At 43.2% G+C, this 21089-nt stretch carries 23 protein-coding genes and 1 tRNA gene; 5 read left to right on the top strand and 19 right to left on the bottom strand.

Annotated features, from left to right (window positions below; genetic code table 11):
- The first annotated feature begins 166 nt into the window (after positions 1 to 166).
- Positions 167 to 748: a TetR/AcrR family transcriptional regulator gene (locus KIK04_RS17545; RefSeq protein ID WP_232274895.1), complete on the top strand. Its 582-nt coding sequence runs from the start codon at positions 167 to 169 to the stop codon at positions 746 to 748.
- A gap of 380 nt (positions 749 to 1128) precedes the next feature.
- Here the strand turns inward: KIK04_RS17545 and KIK04_RS24235 are convergent, their stop codons facing one another.
- Entirely contained in the window at positions 1129 to 1254 is a 126-nt protein-coding gene (locus tag KIK04_RS24235; protein ID WP_269670958.1) for a hypothetical protein, read from the bottom strand.
- A 202-nt stretch (positions 1255 to 1456) separates the two neighbouring features.
- Between KIK04_RS24235 and KIK04_RS17540 the strand changes: the two genes are divergently transcribed.
- A complete protein-coding gene (locus KIK04_RS17540) occupies positions 1457 to 1876 on the top strand; it encodes a MarR family winged helix-turn-helix transcriptional regulator (RefSeq protein WP_232274894.1) in 420 nt (139 codons plus the stop codon).
- 24 nt (positions 1877 to 1900) lie between these two features.
- Complete coding sequence (locus KIK04_RS17535) at positions 1901 to 2539, top strand: nitroreductase family protein (protein ID WP_232274893.1); 639 nt, start codon at positions 1901 to 1903, stop codon at positions 2537 to 2539.
- A 179-nt stretch (positions 2540 to 2718) separates the two neighbouring features.
- Here the strand turns inward: KIK04_RS17535 and KIK04_RS17530 are convergent, their stop codons facing one another.
- From KIK04_RS17530 to KIK04_RS17505, 7 genes are all read right to left on the bottom strand, one after another.
- Positions 2719 to 3897 (bottom strand): MFS transporter, encoded by a 1179-nt coding sequence (locus tag KIK04_RS17530; protein ID WP_232274892.1) that lies wholly within the window; start codon positions 3895 to 3897, stop codon positions 2719 to 2721.
- 29 nt (positions 3898 to 3926) lie between these two features.
- The gene (locus tag KIK04_RS17525) at positions 3927 to 4742 is read right to left on the bottom strand and encodes a MerR family transcriptional regulator (protein WP_232274891.1); all 816 of its coding nucleotides are present in this window, start codon (positions 4740 to 4742) and stop codon (positions 3927 to 3929) included.
- 395 nt (positions 4743 to 5137) lie between these two features.
- Positions 5138 to 6214 (bottom strand): LLM class flavin-dependent oxidoreductase, encoded by a 1077-nt coding sequence (locus KIK04_RS17520; protein ID WP_232274890.1) that lies wholly within the window; start codon positions 6212 to 6214, stop codon positions 5138 to 5140.
- 56 nt (positions 6215 to 6270) lie between these two features.
- Positions 6271 to 7119, bottom strand: coding sequence for a VOC family protein (locus tag KIK04_RS17515; protein ID WP_232274889.1), 849 nt, complete (start codon positions 7117 to 7119; stop codon positions 6271 to 6273).
- Between the two features lie 108 nt (positions 7120 to 7227).
- Complete coding sequence (locus KIK04_RS24230) at positions 7228 to 7362, bottom strand: hypothetical protein (protein WP_269670957.1); 135 nt, start codon at positions 7360 to 7362, stop codon at positions 7228 to 7230.
- 111 nt (positions 7363 to 7473) lie between these two features.
- Positions 7474 to 8580, bottom strand: a complete 1107-nt coding sequence (locus KIK04_RS17510; RefSeq protein WP_232274888.1) for an MBL fold metallo-hydrolase — start codon at positions 8578 to 8580, stop codon at positions 7474 to 7476.
- 37 nt (positions 8581 to 8617) lie between these two features.
- The gene (locus tag KIK04_RS17505; RefSeq protein ID WP_232274887.1) at positions 8618 to 9028 is read right to left on the bottom strand and encodes a DoxX family protein; all 411 of its coding nucleotides are present in this window, start codon (positions 9026 to 9028) and stop codon (positions 8618 to 8620) included.
- 151 nt (positions 9029 to 9179) lie between these two features.
- On the opposite strand from KIK04_RS17505, the gene KIK04_RS17500 reads away from it, so the two are divergent.
- Positions 9180 to 9731: a helix-turn-helix domain-containing protein gene (locus tag KIK04_RS17500; protein ID WP_232274886.1), complete on the top strand. Its 552-nt coding sequence runs from the start codon at positions 9180 to 9182 to the stop codon at positions 9729 to 9731.
- Positions 9732 to 9862: 131 nt separating this feature from the next.
- Here the strand turns inward: KIK04_RS17500 and KIK04_RS17495 are convergent, their stop codons facing one another.
- The 5 genes from KIK04_RS17495 to nrdR all read right to left on the bottom strand — a co-directional run bounded on the left by KIK04_RS17495 (position 9863) and on the right by nrdR (position 13816).
- Entirely contained in the window at positions 9863 to 11011 is a 1149-nt protein-coding gene (locus tag KIK04_RS17495) for an NADH-dependent flavin oxidoreductase (protein WP_232274885.1), read from the bottom strand.
- A gap of 65 nt (positions 11012 to 11076) precedes the next feature.
- Positions 11077 to 11619 (bottom strand): NADPH-dependent FMN reductase, encoded by a 543-nt coding sequence (locus KIK04_RS17490; RefSeq protein WP_232274884.1) that lies wholly within the window; start codon positions 11617 to 11619, stop codon positions 11077 to 11079.
- A 31-nt stretch (positions 11620 to 11650) separates the two neighbouring features.
- Positions 11651 to 12400 carry an IclR family transcriptional regulator gene (locus tag KIK04_RS17485; protein WP_232274883.1) on the bottom strand — a complete coding sequence of 250 codons (750 nt, stop codon included), beginning with the start codon at positions 12398 to 12400 and terminating at the stop codon, positions 11651 to 11653.
- 578 nt (positions 12401 to 12978) lie between these two features.
- A tRNA-Ala gene (locus tag KIK04_RS17480) sits at positions 12979 to 13054 on the bottom strand.
- Between the two features lie 282 nt (positions 13055 to 13336).
- Positions 13337 to 13816, bottom strand: a complete 480-nt coding sequence (nrdR, locus tag KIK04_RS17475) for a transcriptional regulator NrdR (protein WP_232274882.1) — start codon at positions 13814 to 13816, stop codon at positions 13337 to 13339.
- Between the two features lie 124 nt (positions 13817 to 13940).
- Between nrdR and KIK04_RS17470 the strand changes: the two genes are divergently transcribed.
- Positions 13941 to 14153 (top strand): alpha/beta-type small acid-soluble spore protein, encoded by a 213-nt coding sequence (locus tag KIK04_RS17470; protein ID WP_232274881.1) that lies wholly within the window; start codon positions 13941 to 13943, stop codon positions 14151 to 14153.
- Positions 14154 to 14252: 99 nt separating this feature from the next.
- Here the strand turns inward: KIK04_RS17470 and KIK04_RS17465 are convergent, their stop codons facing one another.
- The 6 genes from KIK04_RS17465 to phoU form a co-directional block, all read right to left on the bottom strand.
- Positions 14253 to 14840 carry a lytic transglycosylase domain-containing protein gene (locus tag KIK04_RS17465; RefSeq protein WP_232274880.1) on the bottom strand — a complete coding sequence of 196 codons (588 nt, stop codon included), beginning with the start codon at positions 14838 to 14840 and terminating at the stop codon, positions 14253 to 14255.
- Complete coding sequence (gene coaE, locus KIK04_RS17460; RefSeq protein ID WP_232274879.1) at positions 14837 to 15439, bottom strand: dephospho-CoA kinase; 603 nt, start codon at positions 15437 to 15439, stop codon at positions 14837 to 14839. Before coaE ends, KIK04_RS17465 begins: the two co-directional genes overlap by 4 nt.
- A 27-nt stretch (positions 15440 to 15466) precedes the next feature.
- Entirely contained in the window at positions 15467 to 16471 is a 1005-nt protein-coding gene (locus tag KIK04_RS17455; protein ID WP_232274878.1) for an MntP/YtaF family protein, read from the bottom strand.
- A gap of 137 nt (positions 16472 to 16608) precedes the next feature.
- A complete protein-coding gene (gene mutM, locus KIK04_RS17450) occupies positions 16609 to 17436 on the bottom strand; it encodes a DNA-formamidopyrimidine glycosylase (protein ID WP_232274877.1) in 828 nt (275 codons plus the stop codon).
- A 118-nt stretch (positions 17437 to 17554) separates the two neighbouring features.
- Positions 17555 to 20245, bottom strand: coding sequence for a DNA polymerase I (polA, locus tag KIK04_RS17445; RefSeq protein ID WP_232278794.1), 2691 nt, complete (start codon positions 20243 to 20245; stop codon positions 17555 to 17557).
- A gap of 129 nt (positions 20246 to 20374) precedes the next feature.
- On the bottom strand, positions 20375 to 21034 hold the full coding sequence (phoU, locus tag KIK04_RS17440) for a phosphate signaling complex protein PhoU (protein ID WP_232274876.1): 660 nt from the start codon (positions 21032 to 21034) through the stop codon (positions 20375 to 20377).
- Positions 21035 to 21089: the final 55 nt, after the last annotated feature.

Here is a 21089-nt window from a genome sequence, read left to right as displayed (position 1 = left end):
TATCTTTACAACATCCACAAAACTAAACACGTGTTTACTTTTGTACCTGAAAAAAGTATACTCAGTGTGTGAAAAGTATACAATGTTCAATTTTTAATCATTTATTCAATTTTGAATATTTATATGTAGTTATGTTCAATTTTAGATAAATAAGGGGTATGCCAAAATGAGGGAAAAAGCCGAATACAGAAGTGCCATTCGTTCGAGGAACATGATTCGCCGCGCTTTGGTTGAGTTAATGTTGGAAAAAGAATTTCAAAAAATCACGATCAAAGATATTGTGGATCGCGCTGATGTTAGCCGCGGAACCTTTTATGCTCATTTTTCGGATGTACATGCTGTCATTGAACAAATAGAAATTGAAATTATGGAAAAGATGATTGAATTTCTGGATGAATTCAAACATACCGATCTCATTCAAAATGTGATGCCCTTCTTAGTTAAGGTTTCTCATTTCCTAGGTCAAGATATTGAGTTTTACCGTATGCTCATCAAGATCGATCATGCATGCACATTCTTAACGAAAGTCAAAGTCGTATTTATCAAGAGTCTTCTTAGTTATGAACGTAAAATGGATACAGAGCAAGAACGAGAAGCGTTCCTGCTTCATGTCAACTTTTTTGCCAGCGGCCTCGTTGCGATGTATCAAGACTGGTTCGAAGGAAAGATAGACGGTTCCCTTGATGACTTGGCAGCTTCGGTGAGCCGTATTATGGCGCAAGGGTTCCAGCCTTTTTTAATGAAATAATGTGTAAAAAAGCCAGACGAAACATAGGATCTCATCCTGATGGTCGTTTGGCTTTTCTAGCTTATTTTGTATATAAAAACTCTTTCAATCACAGCATCTTTCAATCACAGCACTAAGTCTAGTTTCGATTAAACATCCAAACAAAAATGGACATGAGTTGATCCACCCACCACCCACTACTCTTTCCATAAGTCCGAATCAGTTCCATGAACGTAACGGTTGCCACGGAGGCTATGCAGTGGTAATTTCCTCATTTTAAATCGTAATGGTTACCAGCGAGCTTATTTGTTATTGGTAGCGATATCATTCACTACTACTGCTAAAATAAGCGCACTCACAACCGTTAAAAATGAAATACGAACGCTTTCGCGTTAATAACGTTAATAGCGACCGTTAAATGAGCTGCCTTGGCGAATCACAATACGAACGCTGACACTTTCATTTCCATTATGCTCTCCCCATCGATTGCATGCCAGCGCTGCATCCTTATCAGAACTATTTTTCATCGTTTAGAAGACCATTACACCATCGAAGCTTCACAGAAGGGGCATAGTTGCAACAAATACGCAATCATGTTATATTACTTGAGGCATCAATAATTGATACATCAAATATTGAGCGGTCAATGAATATGAATGACGACGAGATGTGGTTCACAACAAACAACGAAGTTATTCATATCTTCAATCTCTCAGGAGGCTCGAAGGCATGACGCAAAATGATTGTAAAGAGAAGCAGATCTTGACTCTGCTTAACGGATTGTGCAACAAATTACAGCATAAATTCGAACATTGTACGGGCATAAGCTCGTCCCGTCTCGAGATTTTGTACGAACTATGCGGGGGAATCGAGATCAAGCAGTCCATTTTGCAAAAGCGTATTAACATCGATAACGCTGCTATTACTCGTCATCTAAAGCAACTTGAAGCTGAGGGCATGGTGACGAGACGCAAAAATCCTGACGATAATCGTGAAACCTTTGTTCGCTTGTCTGATGAAGGACTTGAAAAAATTGAAGGATACAAAATCGAAAAAGAAAATTTTATTCGCCAGATTTTGAAGGACTTCAATGATGAAGAGATTCCAAAACTGGCCGATTTTCTCGAACGAATGAAAAACAACATTTAACTTATTAAGGAGCTGTTATATATCATGAGCAAATTTCAAACAACAAATGACTTTAAGGAAATCACATATGGTCGTCGTTCTGTAAAAGAATATGACCCTGAGGTTAAAATCAGCAAAGAGGAAATGACCGCAATTATCGAAGGCGCTACGCGAGCTCCATCCTCAGTGAACATGCAGCCTTGGCGCTTTATAGTTATCGAAAGCAAGGAAGGCAAAGAGAAGCTGGCTCCGTTGGCGAAATTCAATCAGACTCAGGTGCTCACCTCTTCTGCCGTTGTAGCTGTATTCGTTGATATGGAAAATGCATCGTACATGGATGAAATTTTCAGTAAATCTGTAGAACATGGTTATTTGCCGCAAGAAACGAAGGACATGGCAATGAGTACGTATAAGCCATACTATGATACGATCTCTGCGGCCGATCTACGTGATGTTAACTTTGTCGATGCTGGTCTCGTATCGATGCAATTGATGCTAGTAGCCCGTGCTCACGGCTATGATACGAATGCAATCGGCGGTTATGAAAAGGCTAAAATCGCTGAGGCCTTTGATTTGGACAAAGATCGTTACCAGCCGATCATGTTGATCAGCATTGGTAAAGGAACTAAAAAGGGATACCCATCCTATCGCTTACCTGTTGAAACAGTAGCGACTTGGAAATAAAGACAAGCAGCTATCATCGATAAATGTAGGGCATCATACCATTAATCCGATGCTTCGAACCGACTCCAGCCTTACGGCCAGAGTCGGTTTATTTTCTACTCACCCGCTTGTTCACCCACCCATAATCCTTCGGTTCTCATTTTGCCACATGAATAGATTTAATAGTTGTGAGGACAACCTTAAACATGTATAGACTGATTACGGTCTAATCTGTAGCTGATAAATGTCAGCAATGAGGCTGCAATCGCAACAATCGCCCCGAACCAAGACACATCAATCAATTCCTTGTGCGTCGTAACAACTCCTCCAAGAGCTGATCCCAATGCTATTCCGATGTTTATGGATACAGGCGTTAATGATGAAGCCAAGTCTTTCGCAGTCGGAAAATATTTATTAGCCAAATCAATGAAATACAGTTGCATCGTAGAGTTCATGATATAAATGATAAAAGCAATGAATGATATACTAATCAACCCCGTAGCCATCGAGTTGAAGGTGACATAAATCGATGCGAGAATGACCGCTTGTATAAGAAATACATATCTAAGCTTGCTAATCCCGTTGCGATTTGCCAATCTCCCACCAATTAAAGTACTGAACACGGAAACAACTCCGTAAAGCAAAAATACAAGACTAATATACTTGTTAGGGATAAAAAGTACTTCTTGCAACAAAGGAGCTAAATACGTATATACGGTATATGTCGCTCCTATACTTAACGCAGGAATAGAGAATGCTATTATAATACGCGAATTGGTTAATAATTCGAGTTGTTGTTTTAATGAACTTTGAAACCCTTTTAGCCCTTTGGGAATTGTCGCCGCGCTTGTGATCAGAGAAATAATTCCTAACAGAGCAGTGAACCAAAAAGCCAATTGCCACCCACCCCATTGCCCAATAATGGTACCAAGAGGGACACCGACTACACTAGCGATTGTAAAACCCATAAAGACGATTGAAATCGCTGTCCCCCTCTTCTCTTCGGACACCGTTTCGCTGGCAACCGCCATTGCAAGTGCGATCAACACTCCGGTCACAATAGCCGTTATTATTCTGGAAATAAGGAGCAGCGCGAACGAACTGGATATAGCGGTTATTATATTACCTATAATAAATACCCCAATCAAAGAGAGCATCAGCGGGTACTTGGAGAACCGACTGAATATAGCCGTTAATACGGGTGTACATATTGCAAAAGAAATAGCAAACGCTGATACAAGCGCCCCCGCTGTTGAAATCGAAATATTCAAGTCGGTTGACACTTCAGTCAGCAGTCCGACAATGACAAATTCACTTGTACCTAAGACGAAGGTCAATAAAAATAAATTCAAGGTCAGAATCTTTTGTTGTTTACTCACAGATGAATCCCCCTTCTATGTAAACTTCTTCAAACTCTTTCGACAGCAATCTGGACTTCAGCAATATAAGTTTCCGGATCACCTAATTTTTCATGAGGAAGACAAATTTCTCGACGGGGCTCGTTTTCCTTTATGCGGAAACCGTTTCTTTCAATCCAAAATGCTAATTCTGTGCTCGCCATACATGCGCTCCTCGTCCGACAAACATGGACAAGCGTAGCCATCGTCGTAACTTGAGGCAATTGTGTTACCATGAAGGGAGGACTACTCGGGATTTCGTGAGTTAGTGGACGGGCCACTTCGATATCTATCTCGTCCTCACTTTCTTCACAGCCGTGCCAAAGCACAATTTGAGAAGATGAAGACAGACCTAATTTTCCTAAATGATCGTCCAGTAGTTTAAATAACTCAGGTATTTGCCTATACGAAGCTCTACTGCGGTAAGAAATCACAAACTTAGGCTCAACTTCCTTTAAAATGACATCGTGTGGCGTTTGGTTTTCACTCTCATTCTCGAGGAAACACAGACGTTCCTTAATTCGAGTGAGCCTAGTCTGTTCCTTATCTAGCGTCGACTGAATTTCATTTTGCTTGATCCGAAACATCCCCCTAATTTGCTCAATCGGGACTTGCTCACACATCATTTGACGAATTTGGTCCAAAGAGAATCCCAATTCTTTATAAGCCAAAATACGATTGAGCTGAAACATTTGGTCAGCCGTATAATATCGATATCCTGTAAATTTGTCAGTGTGAGCTGGTGTGAGCAAGTTCAATTGGTCGTAGTAACGAAGTGTTTTGACAGACACTTGGCTAATCTTCGAAAACTCACTAATTTTAAACATCGTTACACTTCCCTTTCATGAATATTTTCAATTCTCTCCTTGTCTTTACCAAGTATAACTATCTTGTTAAGGGGAGAGTCAAGGGAGATGTTTTTATCCTTAATTCCCCGAATCTCAGGGGTTATAATACTCCACAAAAATTTTGATATCGTGTTCCTACGATCGAACACGTAGGTTATGTCTTCCTCATCAATCAGCGCATCCAGCTAAGCTCGGTCATTGTCTTTCGCTTAGAATATCTCCCTTATAAATCAATTAATAATAATGCTACTTGCTTTAATTTATCTATTCGACCCCATTTTCAAGCCACCATTATTATTGATTAATATTTACGGTCGGAACAAAATAAAGTATTAGACCGAAATAAATTCTTCGGCCTAATACTTTATTTTCACTTATGATTTACTAGTGACTTTTCGAACGATAGGAACTACTTCAGAAGCGAGTAGTTCAATATTTTTCATCACTTTATCAAATGGTAAACCGCCGATATCAAGCTGAGCAATAAAGCGTTTATGACCAAACATCTCGTATTGGCTTAAGATCTTCTCAACAATTTGCTGCGGGCTGCCAACAAACAAAGCCGTATCAGGGCTTGTCATATATTCAAATTCTTCAATAGAAATATTCCTATTACCCATTCCGCGTTGTCTATTCACATAAGACCAATAATTAGAATAATAAGGATAAAATTCTTTTTTTGCTTGTTGCGTTGTCTTGGCAATATAGGTGTGTCCTGTGACACTAACGTTAAGGGCTTCCGGAGAATAACCTGCTTCAGCTCCGGACTTGCGATAAATATCAACTAATGGCATAAAGCGTTTTGGATCACCGCCTAAAATAGCGAGTGCCATGCCAACTCCCATTTTCCCAGCGCGAATTGCGCTTTCAGGTGTGCCGCCAACACCCACCCAGACAGGCAATTTACTTTGAACAGGACGAGGTGCAATCTCAGCATTATGCAAAGAAGAGCGGAAGCGACCGTTCCATGTGAGCGTCTCATTAGCGTTTAATTGTAGGAGTAAATCTAAGTGTTCTGAAAACAGAGCATCATAGTCATTAATGTCATAGCCGAATAATGAAAATGATTCTATGAAAGCCCCTCTACCAGCAATGATTTCAGCTCGTCCATCCGAAAGTAAATCCAAAGTAGAAAAATCCTCGAACAGCCGAACCGGGTCAACTGTACTTAGCACCGTAGTTGCACTCGTTAGTTTGATTGTCTTAGTTTGCTGGGCAATCGCTGCTAAAACAACCGCCGGTGACGATACCGCATAGTCCAATCGATGATGTTCACCCACGCCAAACACATCAAGTCCCGCTTCATCAGCGAATTTAGCTGCTTCAATGATTTCCTTTATGCGCTGCCTAGAACTAATCCTCTGCCCAATATTAGGATCCTCACCTAGATCAGCAAGCGTATATATACCCATTTCGATTCCCGAATTTTCAGAACTTACATTTAATTGCATCGTATTTTATTCCCCTTTTAAAGCTGTTATAGCACTATTGCAGCCAATGGCCTCGATTATACGTGAAGTTGAATCCGATTACCTGAAGGATCCTCAGTGACATAATAACCATTTTCCTCTTGAACAGGAGCACCTATATTTTTCAGCTGAGCTATAATATGATTTCTCGCTTCCTCACTAGGCAGCACAAGTAAATACGATTCAAGCCCTACACTGTTCGGAGCAGGAGGTGGAGCACCAATACCCGCCCAAGTATTTAATCCGATGTGATGATGATATTTTCCTGTCGAGATAAAGAGTGCTTGCGCTCCGTACCGGTTAACAACCTCAAAGCCGAGCCCTTGCGTATAAAAATGTTCCGCTTCAGCGAGCTGTGACACATGTAGATGGATATGCCCCATAATCGTGCCAGCTGGAAGTCCACTCCACTTACTCTCCTGCTCTCGAGTGAGAAGATCATTGAAATTTAATGGATCAGTCGCCATTGCTACATTGCCACCACTCCAGCTCCAAACCGACGGATTACGGTCGATATAAATTTCAATTTCATTACCATCCGGGTCCGCTAAATACAAGGCTTCACTCACAAGATGATCTGCAGATCCAAAACGTATATTCAGTTCCGCGAAGTGTCTCACAATACTCGCCAAATCAGAACGATTAGGCAGTAGCAATGCAAAATGATACATACCTGTCGTATTTTTTTGCTTAGGTTTAACATCGTCGGGCTGCTCTATTGTAAGCAGTATTGTTTTCCCATCTGCGGTTAATTCCGCTTTCGTTTCAGTTTGGCTCAAAATTTTAAATCCAATGACCTCTTGATAAAAAGAAAGTGATTGCTTCAAGTTCGATACCTTGAGATTTACTTGGCTTACAAAAGTGCTCGGCTCACGATGATAATTCATATAAATGTCTCCTCTATTCCCTAATTAATTTTTGTCTGATGTTATTATTCAAAAACAATAACCGGCTTTACTGTCGCTCCACGCCCCCTACTGCCACCCTCGTCAAACTTACTTGTTTGCCAATTCAAACTGGTTTTTGACGCTATGCATAAGTAAAAACTCGGTGTTTTCCCAATCTGGATATAGCTGCATCATCTTCTGTTTGGCCTCATCTTCACTTGTAGATGCCTCGATAGTGTCCAATAAGTCATAATTTTATCTTAACGAAATCCAAATTATTATCCCCGTTGAAGTACGTATTAGTCAGTACAAGCTGTCAACAAATCGACAGCCTGTAGCTCATACAATTAACGATTATTGATAAGAATACATTTTAAATGCAACCATCTTTGCATTAGCAGGTGTAGAATGTTCGAAACCATATAGCTTGCCATATTTCGGGCGAAGTGTATCTGTTGCTTTTACAGACACTGCATCCATCCATTCCGCTAGGTATGCGGTATGTGCTCCTTTACTTGAATCCACGTAATTTCCGTAAGGCAATGCCACCATAGCATCACTGACTGCTTTTTTCAGATCAGCGATGAAAGCAAGATGGAAGTTAATATCTTTTTTCTCACCCACGTTGCCGTGTCCGCCGTTGAGCCATTTCCAATCTAGTTTCAACACATCTTTATAATTTTGCTCTAAATAAACAAAGTTCTCAGAGCCTGCAAAATTCCAGAAAGAAGGTTGATCTGGATTCAATAAGTCTGGCGCATGAAGTACTTTTTCTCCTTTCATGAGCCAAGCCGCATGATCGTCTGTGTGTGCAGCCCGATCGAATCCATGCAGTTCTAAAACTTGATTTTCAAATTTAAACTTGCCCTTCGGCCAAGCCACGAGTTCAGTTGGGCGAGGGATTTTACTATCAACGTATGCAAGCTTCTCTGCCGTTGCTTTGGAAGCTACGATCCGAGGCTTCTTCTGTCCTTCTGCTTCTAATGCTTTAAGGAACTCTGACGTTCCGTTAATATGATCTGCATGTGCATGGGAGTATACAATTGTCGTAATTGGCAGCTTCGTTACTTGACGAATCGCTTTGAGAACTTGTTCAGATCTGTATTCTAACGGATCGAATACCATAACTCCCTTTGAACCTACGTAAAAAGTTGTCCCGTAGTATTGTACTTGTACCCAATACGTGTTTTTCGTTAATCGTTGTAATACATATGGTTGTTCGGCATTTAGATTAAAAAGATTACCGATTTTCTCACCTGATTGAATCAATCGTGTACTCGACGGGTTTACGTACTTTGCACCGACTGGTGAAAATTCTTTCTCATTTGCATCTATATTGCTTCCAGTAACCGACATCTGTTTTGATTGATTGCTTGAATCACCATAAGAGACGGTTAGATTAGCAGCCCCCGTTGCGATTGTAATCGCTGCAATAGCAGAAATAACTTTGATCTTATTCATAATAATAAGCCTCCTCATTTCGAATAAATTTCTTTACTTATTTTTTAGCACTTCTTCTTCCAAATAAAGCGTGATCGACTGAGAGAGGTGAGCGATCGGCTACGAACATATACATCGATGTGATGATAAGAATCAAATCCAACTCATAACCTGCCATTTGATTATTGCCAAGCAAACCGGTGGAGAGCTTTGCTGTAAAGATCGCGCCTGTAAGCATAATTGCAAATAAAGCTGAAACATAACGGGTAAAGAGCCCTACAATAAGCATTATCCCACCAACAATTTCGAGAGCAGCTACAAAATACGCTACTCCTCCAGGAATACCCAAGGAACTAAACCAAGCTTCGACATTCACCAAACCCATGTTCAATTTACTAATGCCGTGGGCTAAAAATAATATTCCTAACACCACACGCATTAGAGTCGATACCACTGTTACTTTATTCATGATTAATAAATCTCCTTTTTATTATATTACCTATAACAATATATTTTTCGTATTACAAATATAATTCGAAGTGATGTGGCATGTCAACAAAAATATTGTTATTATAAATTTATATTTAGTATTACAAATATCTCTTAGAGGTGAATACGATATGAACATCGGCGCTACCATACGGGCCATCCGTAAACGTAAAAACATTTCCATCACTCAAATCTGCGAAGAAACCGGCTTATCGCAAGGCTTCATGAGCCAAGTCGAAAACAACAAAACATCCCCTTCCATCGCCACATTGGCGAGTATTGCTAAAACTTTGAATGTACCTTTGGCTTATTTGCTCCTGCGACAAGAAGAACGAATGAACATCGTCCGCAAAGCAGAACGACGGATCACAAAAAGCGGGATTGAAAATTTAAAAGTGGAGCACTTAAGTTCAACAAAGAACTTACAGATGAGGCTTGTTGAGTTACCTCCCGGCGCTTTAACAGGAGATGTCCCACATGCACATGAGGGAGAAGAAGTTCATTTTGTTGTGAAAGGAAGAATCTATGCAGAACAAGGAGAAGATTCAGCTGAATTTGAGGAAGGCGATTCTTTCAGCTGGAATGCTTGCACACCTCATCTAGTTAGAAACATCGGTGAAGAAACAGCGATTGTTCTCATTTCCATCTACAGTGAGAGCGAGCAAGGTAAAGATTTAATGTAAATGTAAAATAGTAAATAACCTCAATCTTCTACGGAAAAATGCCCATAATGATTTTAAAAATCATCATGGGCATTTTTGTTTGTTAACCAAATAAATACGATTTAGATATGCACCGCACAACTACCAGAAAATCACTTTTCTTTTTCCACAGGAAACCAACCTTCATGCGATAAAATTAATTGCCATAGAGGGGTAGGTATACATTTCTCTTTCTGAACGGTTGTTTTTAAAATATGCGTAATAAGAGATTCATTACCTGCATGTACTTTCTCAACCCACTGAGGATCAACAACTAGAGCCCGTCCAATTGCTACAAAGGGCACATTCGCTTGCTCTAGCACCGCTAGCGCATCATCCGCTGAATGAATTGAACCTACCCCGATAAGCGGCACACGATTATTAATCCTTTCAGCTAAAAGTTCCATGCGTGATCTTTCACTCGTTACACCACGCCGTGGTTTTGCCCAAGCATCTGTTGACGCCAAATGTACATAATCGAGTTGATGTTCAATGAGCGCCTCCACGAGTCCAAACGTTTCTTTCATCGTGATACCAGGTGTCTCCGGCTCTTCCGGTGAAAAACGATAACCAATTAAAAATGGTTTTGTCGCATACTCCGCAATCACACGTTTCACTTCTTCAATGATCGCTAACGAGAAATTTAATCGCTTCGCTTCAGACCCACCCCAGTTATCCTGTCTACGATTCGAATGCGGTGAAACAAATTGTTGAAGTAAATAGCCACTCGCACCGTGGAGCTCAATTCCATCAAAGCCTGCGACAATCGCGCGTCGTGTTGCTTCTCCAAAATCATGGACGATTTGTAACACTTCTTCATGAGATAACGCTTTAGGTGCTTGGTCGATACTATAAAAACCACGATCAAGAAGTGGCGCTACATGGCTAGCACTCCACGTTTCTTGATTTGGAACTAAACGAGGCACTGCAAGTCTTCCCCCATGGTAGAGCTGCACTACCGCTTTAGCGCCACCTTCATGAATCACTTTTGCAAGTCGAGTAAGCCCATCAATTGTCCCGTCATGATCAATCGCCATTTGCCCGTCAAAGCCTTTACCACTTTTTGCGACATAAGCACAGGCTGTAATGACTGTTCCAACACCATTCGCACGCAAACGATAATAATCAAGCTCTTCTACTGATACATAATCATGTTGATCTGCGGAAAAAGTGGTCATTGGAGCCATCATGAGTCGATTTCTAACTTGCACGCCACTATTAAATGTGAAATTTTGAAATAACCGTTCATATCGCTTGCTCATGTTATCCTCCTTATAAAAAATCCCTCACGCCAAAATGCGCTAAGGGATTCGTTAGATTCGTTTCATTACTTAAATTGTTTCATCCATTGCATAAAGTTAACAATTACAGTATCTAGAAAAGAAATCGTCGCTTCATCCGTTAAATGGCCTTCTGAGTCGAATTTTTCGTGTGCAGAACCAACATAGACTTCATTCATTGGCAACAATGGTGAGTTCAGACCACTGGCAAATAAGATGTCTCGTAAATGCATTTGCGCTTTAACTGTACCCATTGCACCCATTGACGCACCCATCATGATAGATGGTTTGCCGTGCATGACTTTATCCACCCGACTCATCCAGTCAATAGCATTGCCTAAAACGCCTGGAATTGTTGAGTTATATTCTGGTGTAACCCAAAGCACGGCGTCTGCTGCATTTACTTTTGCTTTGAAATCTATCACAGCTTGCGGTGCATCAAGCTCGATGTCTTGGTTATACATTGGTAAATCACGTAAGCTCAAGATTTCTAGTTCAAATGTTTCTGCATAACGCTTTTGTATATGTTGTGCTAACTGCAAATTCAATGATTTTTCACGGATACTTCCTACGATTGCTACTATTTTCATCTTTCTTCCTCCTGGTTTAGTCCAATTGATTCTATAAAATCAATGACTGTATTTCGTGAGTAATGGCTTCGCTTCCCTTTGTCAGAAGTGCAACGAACCGCTTCATATTCGCGCGTGTAATAGCGTCCTTTGGTGCAGCAATAGCAACAGCAGCAATGACTTGTTCTTGCTTAAAAAGCGGCACTGCAATACATCGAATACCCACGACTCGTTCTTCATCGTCGAATGCGTAGCCCTGTTTCTCAATTACCTTCAAATGATGCATAAATAACTGCAAATCCTCAAACGTGTTTTCAGTTGCCTTCACAAAGGATAGCTTTTGCAACCATTTTTGCTGGGTGCTGAGTGGTAAATTAGCCAAAATGACCTTGCCAAGTGCTGACTGATGTAAACGTGAACGATTCCCAATCTCCTCTTGAGCCGGCACTGTAAAAGGGGCATGTAATACTTGTGTCATCACAAGATTCGTCTCATCCATTTTCCCGATATACACACTTTGCCCAAGTTTTTTTGCCAGCTTATAAACAGACTTTAAAGATACCCAATCAAAATCTGCTCTTCTCTCAAAATGGCCACAAAACATCTTGTGATTCAAATGAAATTGATTCTGAAATTTATACACATAATCCATTTCTGCCAATGTGGCAAGTAAACGGAATGCCGTAGATTTGTTCAAATCAAGCGTATTTGTAATTTCAGTAAGTGTGAGTGCTTCTTGTTGTTTGATCAACTCCAGTATTTGCAAACCCTTTTTCAAAGTGGCTACTTCATATTGTCCCATCTCTTCACCTCAGTCCTCGCCTATATTACTTTTATTAAAAAAATACTGCAAAAAAAGAGAATTAAGTTTCAAATAATGAAACCGAAATTGTTCTCTATGTTAAGTTATACAAGTCCTTGGTATGTTTCTGGATTATTTATATATAAAATATATTTACTATACTTTATAAAGTATATTATGAGTATTAATAGTGTGTCAAATGCTAGCCAAAGCGCTTATGTTGAGAAGTTGTCATAGAAAAAAGACTATCTCTCAATGATCGAAAATGATCAAGAGATAGTCTTTTTTATACAACTTATGGATTTAATTTCTTTTTCAAAATCCATCAAATTTAAAAATTGCATAGCATTTATCTTTAACTTCGAGTTTTAAGCATATCCTTACTGCAATTCGATAATGGTCTTTTGAGAAGGTAGACATGGAGATTTTCATGGTTGTTCCAAATTCCCATCTACAGGATGTAGAGGAACAAGAACCTTAGCAGAAGTCGCGGAAAAGCCCACCTTGAATTCATCAAGTCTCATTCATATTTGGGAAAACAAAAAAAACGGCATCTCTGCCGTTTTGACGATTAAGTATGGTGGAACCTAGGGGGATCGAACCCCTGACCTCTTCACTGCCAGCGAAGCGCTCTCCCAGCTGAGCTAAGGCCCCATGTCGTAAAAAAATTATAGCACCGAATGCATTTTTTTGTCAATATTCAATATCTAACGAAATAACCATATCCATCACACATAAGATCAACATAATCATTTTCATCTAACCGCTCAACTCGCGCTCTAATCGCACTCTAACCTCGCCAGCCACTCCAGTCCCACAGTCACTCCACATTGCACATTGCACATTGCCGCAAAAATAAAAGTGTGCGCATGCCTCTACAATCAAGACAAGCACACACCATTATAAACGCCACAATCAATAAACTAAAGCCCAAGCCTACGGCTCCTGCACATCCCCTAACGGGTTTTTAGACAGCAGGTGCGTAAGCTCCTTCATAAACATGCTAATATCTTTAAATTGACGATATACCGAAGCAAAGCGCACATACGCCACCTCATCCACCGGATACAGCTGCTCCATCACGAAATCGCCAATAACGCGGCTCTCCACCTCAGCATGCGCCGTGTTGCGCAATTGCTTCTCCACTTCGGATGCCATCATCTCTAAGCGCTCAACTGAAACTGGACGCTTTTCGCAGGCACGAATTAATCCGCGCAACATTTTTTCGCGACTAAATTCTTCGCGGCTGCCATCCTTTTTAATGACGATTAGCGGCGTTTCCTCCACCATTTCAAACGTTGTAAAACGTTTGCTACACTGCTCACATTCACGACGGCGACGAATCGACTTGTTGTCGTTTGCCGGGCGCGAGTCTAACACTTTTGTCCCAAAATGATCGCAATAAGGACATTTCATTTCCATTCCTCCATCCTATTCACACCTGATGTACATCAATTAACTAAAAATCCCAACCGTTACCTGTAATGAAGTTCGCCAGATTGCGCACAATACAATTACCAACCGCAAGGAGGTGAATGAAATGAGCAACCGTTCCAGCAATAACTTAGTCGTTCCTCAAGCGTCCGGAGCTCTTGAGCAATTGAAATTCGAAATCGCTCAAGAATTAGGTATCAACCTTTCTCAAGACGGTTACTACGGTAACTTGGCTACACGCGATGCCGGTTCGATCGGTGGTTACATCACGAAACGTCTCGTGCAAATCGCAGAGCAACAACTTGCAGGTCAATACTAATTTAGTTTGACGAAGAGGCGTCGGTACAAGATAGCTGCAAGGCATCTTGACCGATGCTTCTTTTTATATCGAACCATGCTCATCCATGAATGAGCCATGTTACATCAGCGAATAAATACTTTTGTACTTTTCATAATAATGAATGACCCGCTTCACGTACTGCCTTGTTTCACCAAACGGAATTTGGTCCTGCGCCGTGTCATACTGTCCATCCCACGTTCCATTGCTCAGCCACTTAGACACGTTTCCAGGGCCCGCATTATAAGCCGCAATCGCTGCAATCCTATTTCCTTTGAATTGTTTATGTAACGACTTCAAATACCAAGCACCAAGCCGAATACTCGGCTCTGCCTCATTTTTCAGCTGGTCTAAAGACCATTGCTTGTCCACCTTCAACTGCTCCATGGCCCAAGTTGCCGTGTTCGGCATCAGTTGCATAATGCCAATGGCTCCTTTTCGCGATTCACGACCTAACTCGTAATTCGTCTCGACACGAATGACAGCTGCAATAAGCAGCGGGTCAAGATTGTAGGTGGCCGCAACCTTTTGAATGGACTCTTCAAAATGAATCGGGTACATCCACCGCGCCAACCACTGCGACTGAAAAAACAATAAAAACAAAAAGCCGAGAAATAGCAGCAAAAATATCCGCTTTTTTCTCATCAGCCTCATCCAACGATCAATCATAAGCCCAGACAGCCTTGCTCAGTTAAAAAGTGCAGCACTTGCCGTTCGGTTTCCTCCAAACTATGACTGTTGTCAATGACAACGTCAGCTCGCTCACGTTTCAGCTCGATATCCATTTGCGCAGCCAGCCTTTGCCTAGCTTGCTCCTCGTTACTACAATCTCGGTTCATTAAGCGCTGCAATTGAACATCCCGCGGGACGTACACAACCATAACCATTTGAAATAGCGATTCCATGCCCGATTCAAACAACAAAGGGACATCAACGACAACAAGCTTATCGGGATGCTCCTGCTCATATTGACTCATCTGTGCCATCATACGCGCACGAATAGCGGGATGAGTGATCGATTCCAGCAACTTGCGCTGTTCTGGATTAGCAAACACGATTTCACCCAATCGCTTGCGATGCAGCGAGCCATCTGAGAGTAGCATGTCCGCTCCAAATTGATCCGCTATTTTTTGTAATGCAGGACTGCCAGGAAGAACGATCTCCCTGGCAATCTGATCAGCATCAACAAGCAAGGCGCCATGTCTCACCAACATTTGAGAGACCGTACTTTTTCCCGAAGCAATTCCGCCGGTCAATCCGATGTTCACACCCTCACCTCTTCCGCAATCATCTGGCTATAATAATTTAGCTATGCCCATCCCAATTAACAATATTCCAGGTAAAAAGGTGACTCTCCGTATCCACAGCCAATGCGAGCATGTCATTCCAATCTGGATGCCTAACCGTAAAAAAGCTCCGCTAAACAACGCGATCATGAGCGCAGTCGCCAACGGCGGAAAGCCGAGCAGCGCTGCACCAATGCCAGCACCGAATGCATCTAAGGACAATGCAATTCCGAGCCACGCCGCCTCTGAAGCGCTAATCGTTCCCGAACGATCAAGGTCAGCCGCATCAGGCGTTCGTAAAATTTGAATGACAAGCCCAAGCCGTTTCAATTGAATGCGGGCAATCGTCTTGTAATCATCGGCTCGTTGTTTAGCGCGAACACCTGCATAGAGATCAGCATAAGCATTGGCACTAGCACGAGCATTAGCAGTTGCATTAGCAGTTGCATTAGCAGTTGCATTAGCATGAACATTAGCATCAGCACTTGCGCTAGCATTGGCATGAACTACAGCATGGGCATCCACACGGATATCCCCACGCCCCAGCTCCACCCGCTCAACTTCATCCACAGCAGATACTCGTACTAACGCTTCAGTTGCAGATGAGTCTCTCGATTGCGGTTGCAGCGCTCCAGCCGTGGATGAATTCTCCGCTTGCGATTGCAGCGCCCCAGCCGCGGATAAATTCCCCGGTTGCTGCTGCAGCGCTTCGTTGGGCTCCTCGTGCTCACCCGAGCGCGAAGATCGAACAAACTGAACCATCGCGAAACAACCGATCACGATTAAAATAAGTCCGCCAACCCAACGAGCCGCTTGCGCAGAAAACAAGTGAATAAACCATAATCCCACCTGCATGGAACATAAAATGATCAAGCCGGAACAGATCGAAATAATAACGATAGAAGTCCAAGGAATACGAAGCTTGCGCAGCCCGTATGTCATTCCTACTCCGAAGCTGTCTAAGCTTAGCGAAAAAGCTAAAGCCAGCATCGATGCAACTTGAATGAGCAACATACTCCCTCCCTCAGTGTGCTTGCCATATGACCCAGCTTGGGTTAAGCCTCGTTCACAGGTTCGTGAACGCAAGCCCATGACATCAATTACGACATCATATGGGCACGTGCGGAGAGGGGTGCATCTATTGTTTTATTTTAGACCGTCTGGCATCGCGGACAAAAGTGGGTGCCTCGGCCCCCGACAACTGTCTTTTCAATAATCGTGCCACAATCGTGGCATGGTTCACCTTGTCGGCCGTACATTTTGAATTGATGCTGGAACATGCCCATTTCACCTTGTCCATTTACATACGACTTAATGGACGAGCCTCCAGCATGGATAGCTTCCTGCAACGTCTGCACAATTTCTTGATGCAGACGAGCATACTCCTCATCCGTCAGCTTGTCCGCAGGACGCAGCGGATGAATATGTGCGCGGGACAAAGCTTCATCCACATAAATGTTACCAATGCCCACCACAATATGTTGATTCAACAGCACAGGCTTAATCGCGCTCCGACGCTTGCGCATCGCTGCGGCGAACGCCTCGACCGTAAACTGCTCGCTCAAAGGCTCAATACCTAGCTTATGCAAAGGCGCCATTGTCAGATCGTCGCCTGATTTGAACAGGTGCATCGTGCCGAATTGGCGCACATCTTTGTATCTTAATTCAGTGCCGTCTTCAAAATGGAAAATAACGTGCGTATGCTTCTCAACAGGCTCATTCGCCTCATAGACGCCGTAACGACCTTCCATTCGCAAGTGAGACACAAGGACAAGACCGTCTAGCAAAATACGCAAAAATTTGCCGCGTCGTTCTACTTGTTGTATCGTATGTCCAGCAAGCGCAACACAGAACTGCTCTATTTCTAAAGGACGCTGAATAATACGAGGCAATGTTACCGTCACTCGTTCAATCCGCTTCCCCATAATTAACGCATTCAAAGTTTGTTTTACCGTTTCAACCTCCGGTAATTCCGGCATATTCAATCACCCCGTTGTCCATTATACCGAAAAATGACCTAAAACGGCCAAAATGGTTTATTTTTCATCCAACCGCTTCTCACGCTTACATCTTGTACTCTGGAACGGCCTAGTTTACTTATTTCGCCTCGTACCAGTTCGCTCCTGTAGACACATCCGCACGCAATGGAACATCAAGTGCTAACGCTTGCTCCATCACCTCTGGCACAAGCTGCTTCATTTTGTCCAGCTCATCCTGCGGCACTTCAAATACCAATTCATCATGCACCTGTAAGAGCATGCGGCTTCTCAATCCTTCATCGCGCAAGCGCTTGTCCATATGCACCATCGCCAGCTTAATAACATCAGCTGCTGTACCTTGAATCGGCGTATTCATCGCCGTACGCTCCGCAAACGAACGCACATTGAAATTCGAAGCATGAATATCATTCAAGTAGCGACGACGCTCTAACAGCGTCTTCACATAACCGTCCTGACGCGCCTGCTTCACGATTTCGTCCATCCACTGACGAACACCTTGGAACACGGCAAAATACTGATCAATAAACTGCGCCGCTTCCTTACGTGTAATGTTCAAGTTCTGCGATAGTCCATAATCGCTAATACCGTACACAATACCGAAATTGACCGCTTTCGCCTGACGGCGCATATTGCTATCTACATCGTCTTGCTGCACGCCGAATACGTCCATCGCTGTCTTCGTATGAATGTCCATATCTTTCACGAAAGCTTCTTTCAGCTTCTCGTCTCCCGAAATATGAGCCAACACACGAAGCTCAATTTGCGAGTAGTCGGCTGCGACAATTGACCAACCTTCCTCCGACGGAACGAACGCCTGCCTAATTTTGCGGCCTTCCTCCAAACGGATTGGAATGTTCTGCAAGTTCGGGAACTGGCTGCTTAGACGGCCAGTCGCGGCGATCGTCTGACGGAAATACGTATGCACATTGCCCGTTTCATCGCGTACCTCTTTCAGCAAGCCCTCAATATAGGTGGATTGCAGCTTAGCTAATTGACGATAGTGCAAGATGAGCGGAATAACAGCATGATACGGTTCCAGCTTCTCTAACACTTCCGCATCTGTCGAGTAGCCCGTCTTCGTCTTCTTAATAACAGGCAGACCGAGCTTATCGAACAATACTTCACCTAGTTGCTTAGGTGAACCAATATTAAATTCCGTACCCGCCAATTCATAAATACGCGTTACGGTTTTATCAATTTCGGTGGTGAACTGGTTGCCTAACGCTTGAAGGGTCTCCTTGTTCACCTTAATGCCTGTCTTCTCCATTTGAGCCAAGATGCGCGATAGCGGCTGTTCCAGCTCATAGTATAGACGATTCATTTCGTTCCGCTCCAAGTCAGCTTCCATCAACGGAGCTAAACGGCGTACAAGCGCTGCTTGACGAGCGGCATGATCCGCTACCTTCTCTAACTCAGGTACGCGGAACTTCGCTCCTTTGCCGTACACTTCCTCATCACTCGATGTGAGCGGCAGATCATATTTCACCGCCATCGATTGCAGCGTTGAAGCAGAATCGCTCGGGTCTAGCACGTAAGAGGCAAGCTGCACGTCAAAGCTTGTCCCCGCAAATACAATACCATGCCAATGCAAAATCAACTCAACACGGTGCAGATCATAGCCGTGCTTCAGACGATTCTCGTCGGCTAACCATGATCGAACTGCCGCAGCTTCGTTGCTTAGCAATTGCTCCTTCGTTATATACCAGTTCGCCTCCGGTGTCGCCACGCACACCCCGATAAGCTCCGCTTGGTGTGGATTATCGCCACGCGACTCGACAATAAGCGTGTCGGCTGATTCAAGCGACTCATTTAGCGCCTCCCACTGGCTAGCCGAAGTCAGCAGCTGAACGTTTAACTGTTCGCTAGACAGAGTCGCATCTGCCTCACCATCAACGCCTGTTACGGCAGCTCCTTCGCTACCAGCTGCACCCAGTTTCTCCACGCGATCAACGACAGACTTGAATTCCAGCTTGCGCAGCGCTGGCAATGCCGTCTCTAATTTCATCCCGTCGAATTGCATCCGCTCCCACGATTGCTCCAGCGGTACTTCGCGGAAAATCGTCGCCAGCTTCTTGCTTAAACGCGCATCATCCGCGTGATTCGTTAAGTTCTCTTTTTGCTTACCTTTTAACTGATCCAAGCTGTCCAACACGCCCTCAACGCTGCCGAACTGATGCAGCAACTTGAGCCCGGTCTTCTCACCAATACCAGGAACTCCTGGGATGTTATCAGACGTATCGCCCATTAGCCCTTTTAGATCAATAATTTGCAGCGGCTTTAGACCGTACTTCTCATCAATCGTCGCTGGCGTGTACTTCTCGATTTCAGTAACCCCTTTGCGGGTCAACACAACGGTGACGTTGTCGGATGCCAATTGAAGCATATCTTTGTCGCCAGAAACGACTTGCATCGTCTTGCCTTCCTCGTCCGCTTGGCGCGTTAACGTCCCGATGATATCATCGGCTTCGTAGCCGCTAAGCTCAAAATGAGCGACACCGAGCGCATCAAGCAAGTCTTTGAGCAGCGGAAATTGCTCCGACAGCTCAGGCGGCGTTTTTTCGCGACCGCCCTTGTAATCTTTGTAGTCACTATGGCGGAACGTTTCCTTGCCCGCATCAAAGGCGACTAGCAAATGTGTCGGCCGCTCTTCTTCCATTATTTTAAGCAGCATCGTCGTAAAGCCGTACACTGCGTTCGTATGCAAACCTTGCGAATTTGTCAAAGGAGGCATTGCAAAAAATGCCCGATAAATGATGCTGTTTCCGTCAATTACGATTCTTTTTTCCATCATACACGCACCTCAATCTGTTCTCATAACACCATGATAGCACAGCCGTCCATTGGAAAGGAAATGAGTCGCAACATTAAAACAACCGACCGGCACTTTCCGCCCGATCGGTTGATTATTTCGCTTCATTTAGCTGTTTAAATCCGGTCGCTCATTCGTCACTAGATACACGACGCTTTCGCCGATATTCGTCGCATGATCTGCAATACGCTCGATATATCGCCCTACGAACATAAGCAGCATCGCCTGCGTTGCATTTTCTGTATTTTTCGCCACATTTACAATAAGCTCTTGGAAAATTTGACCGAACAATTGATCGACTTGATCATCGTCCTTCGCCATTTTGTAGGCAAGATCCACATTTTCCTCAACATACGACTGGATCGATTCTTGGATCATCACTTGCACAAGTTCCGCCATACGCGGAATATCAACCAGTGGCTTCAAAAGCGGTTGACCGTTCATACGCAAGACGACTTTCGCAACATCAATGGATAAGTCACCCATCCGCTCCAAATCACTAGCAATTCGAAAAGCAACAAGTGTACGACGTAAATCTTTCGCAACAGGCTGCTGCGTCAAAATGAGTTTTGAACCGATATCCATAATTTCAATTTCAAGTCGGTTCAATTCAACATCTTCTGCAATAATCGCTTTTGCCCGTTCCACGTCCATCGTTTGTAGAGAAGCAATTGATTCCGATAAGGCACGCTCGACGCGCGTCCCCATCTCTTCAAGTAGAATGCCAAGTTGTTCCAATGCCGAATCGAGCTCTTTGCGTTGAATCATATTATCCACTCTCCTTTGTAGCGTAACGCCGTTACTTTTGCCGAACGGTGTTGCT

Source organism: Paenibacillus sp. 481, assembly GCF_021223605.1.
Classification (GTDB): domain Bacteria; phylum Bacillota; class Bacilli; order Paenibacillales; family Paenibacillaceae; genus Paenibacillus_B.
This window is presented reverse-complemented; position numbering and strand designations above follow the sequence as displayed.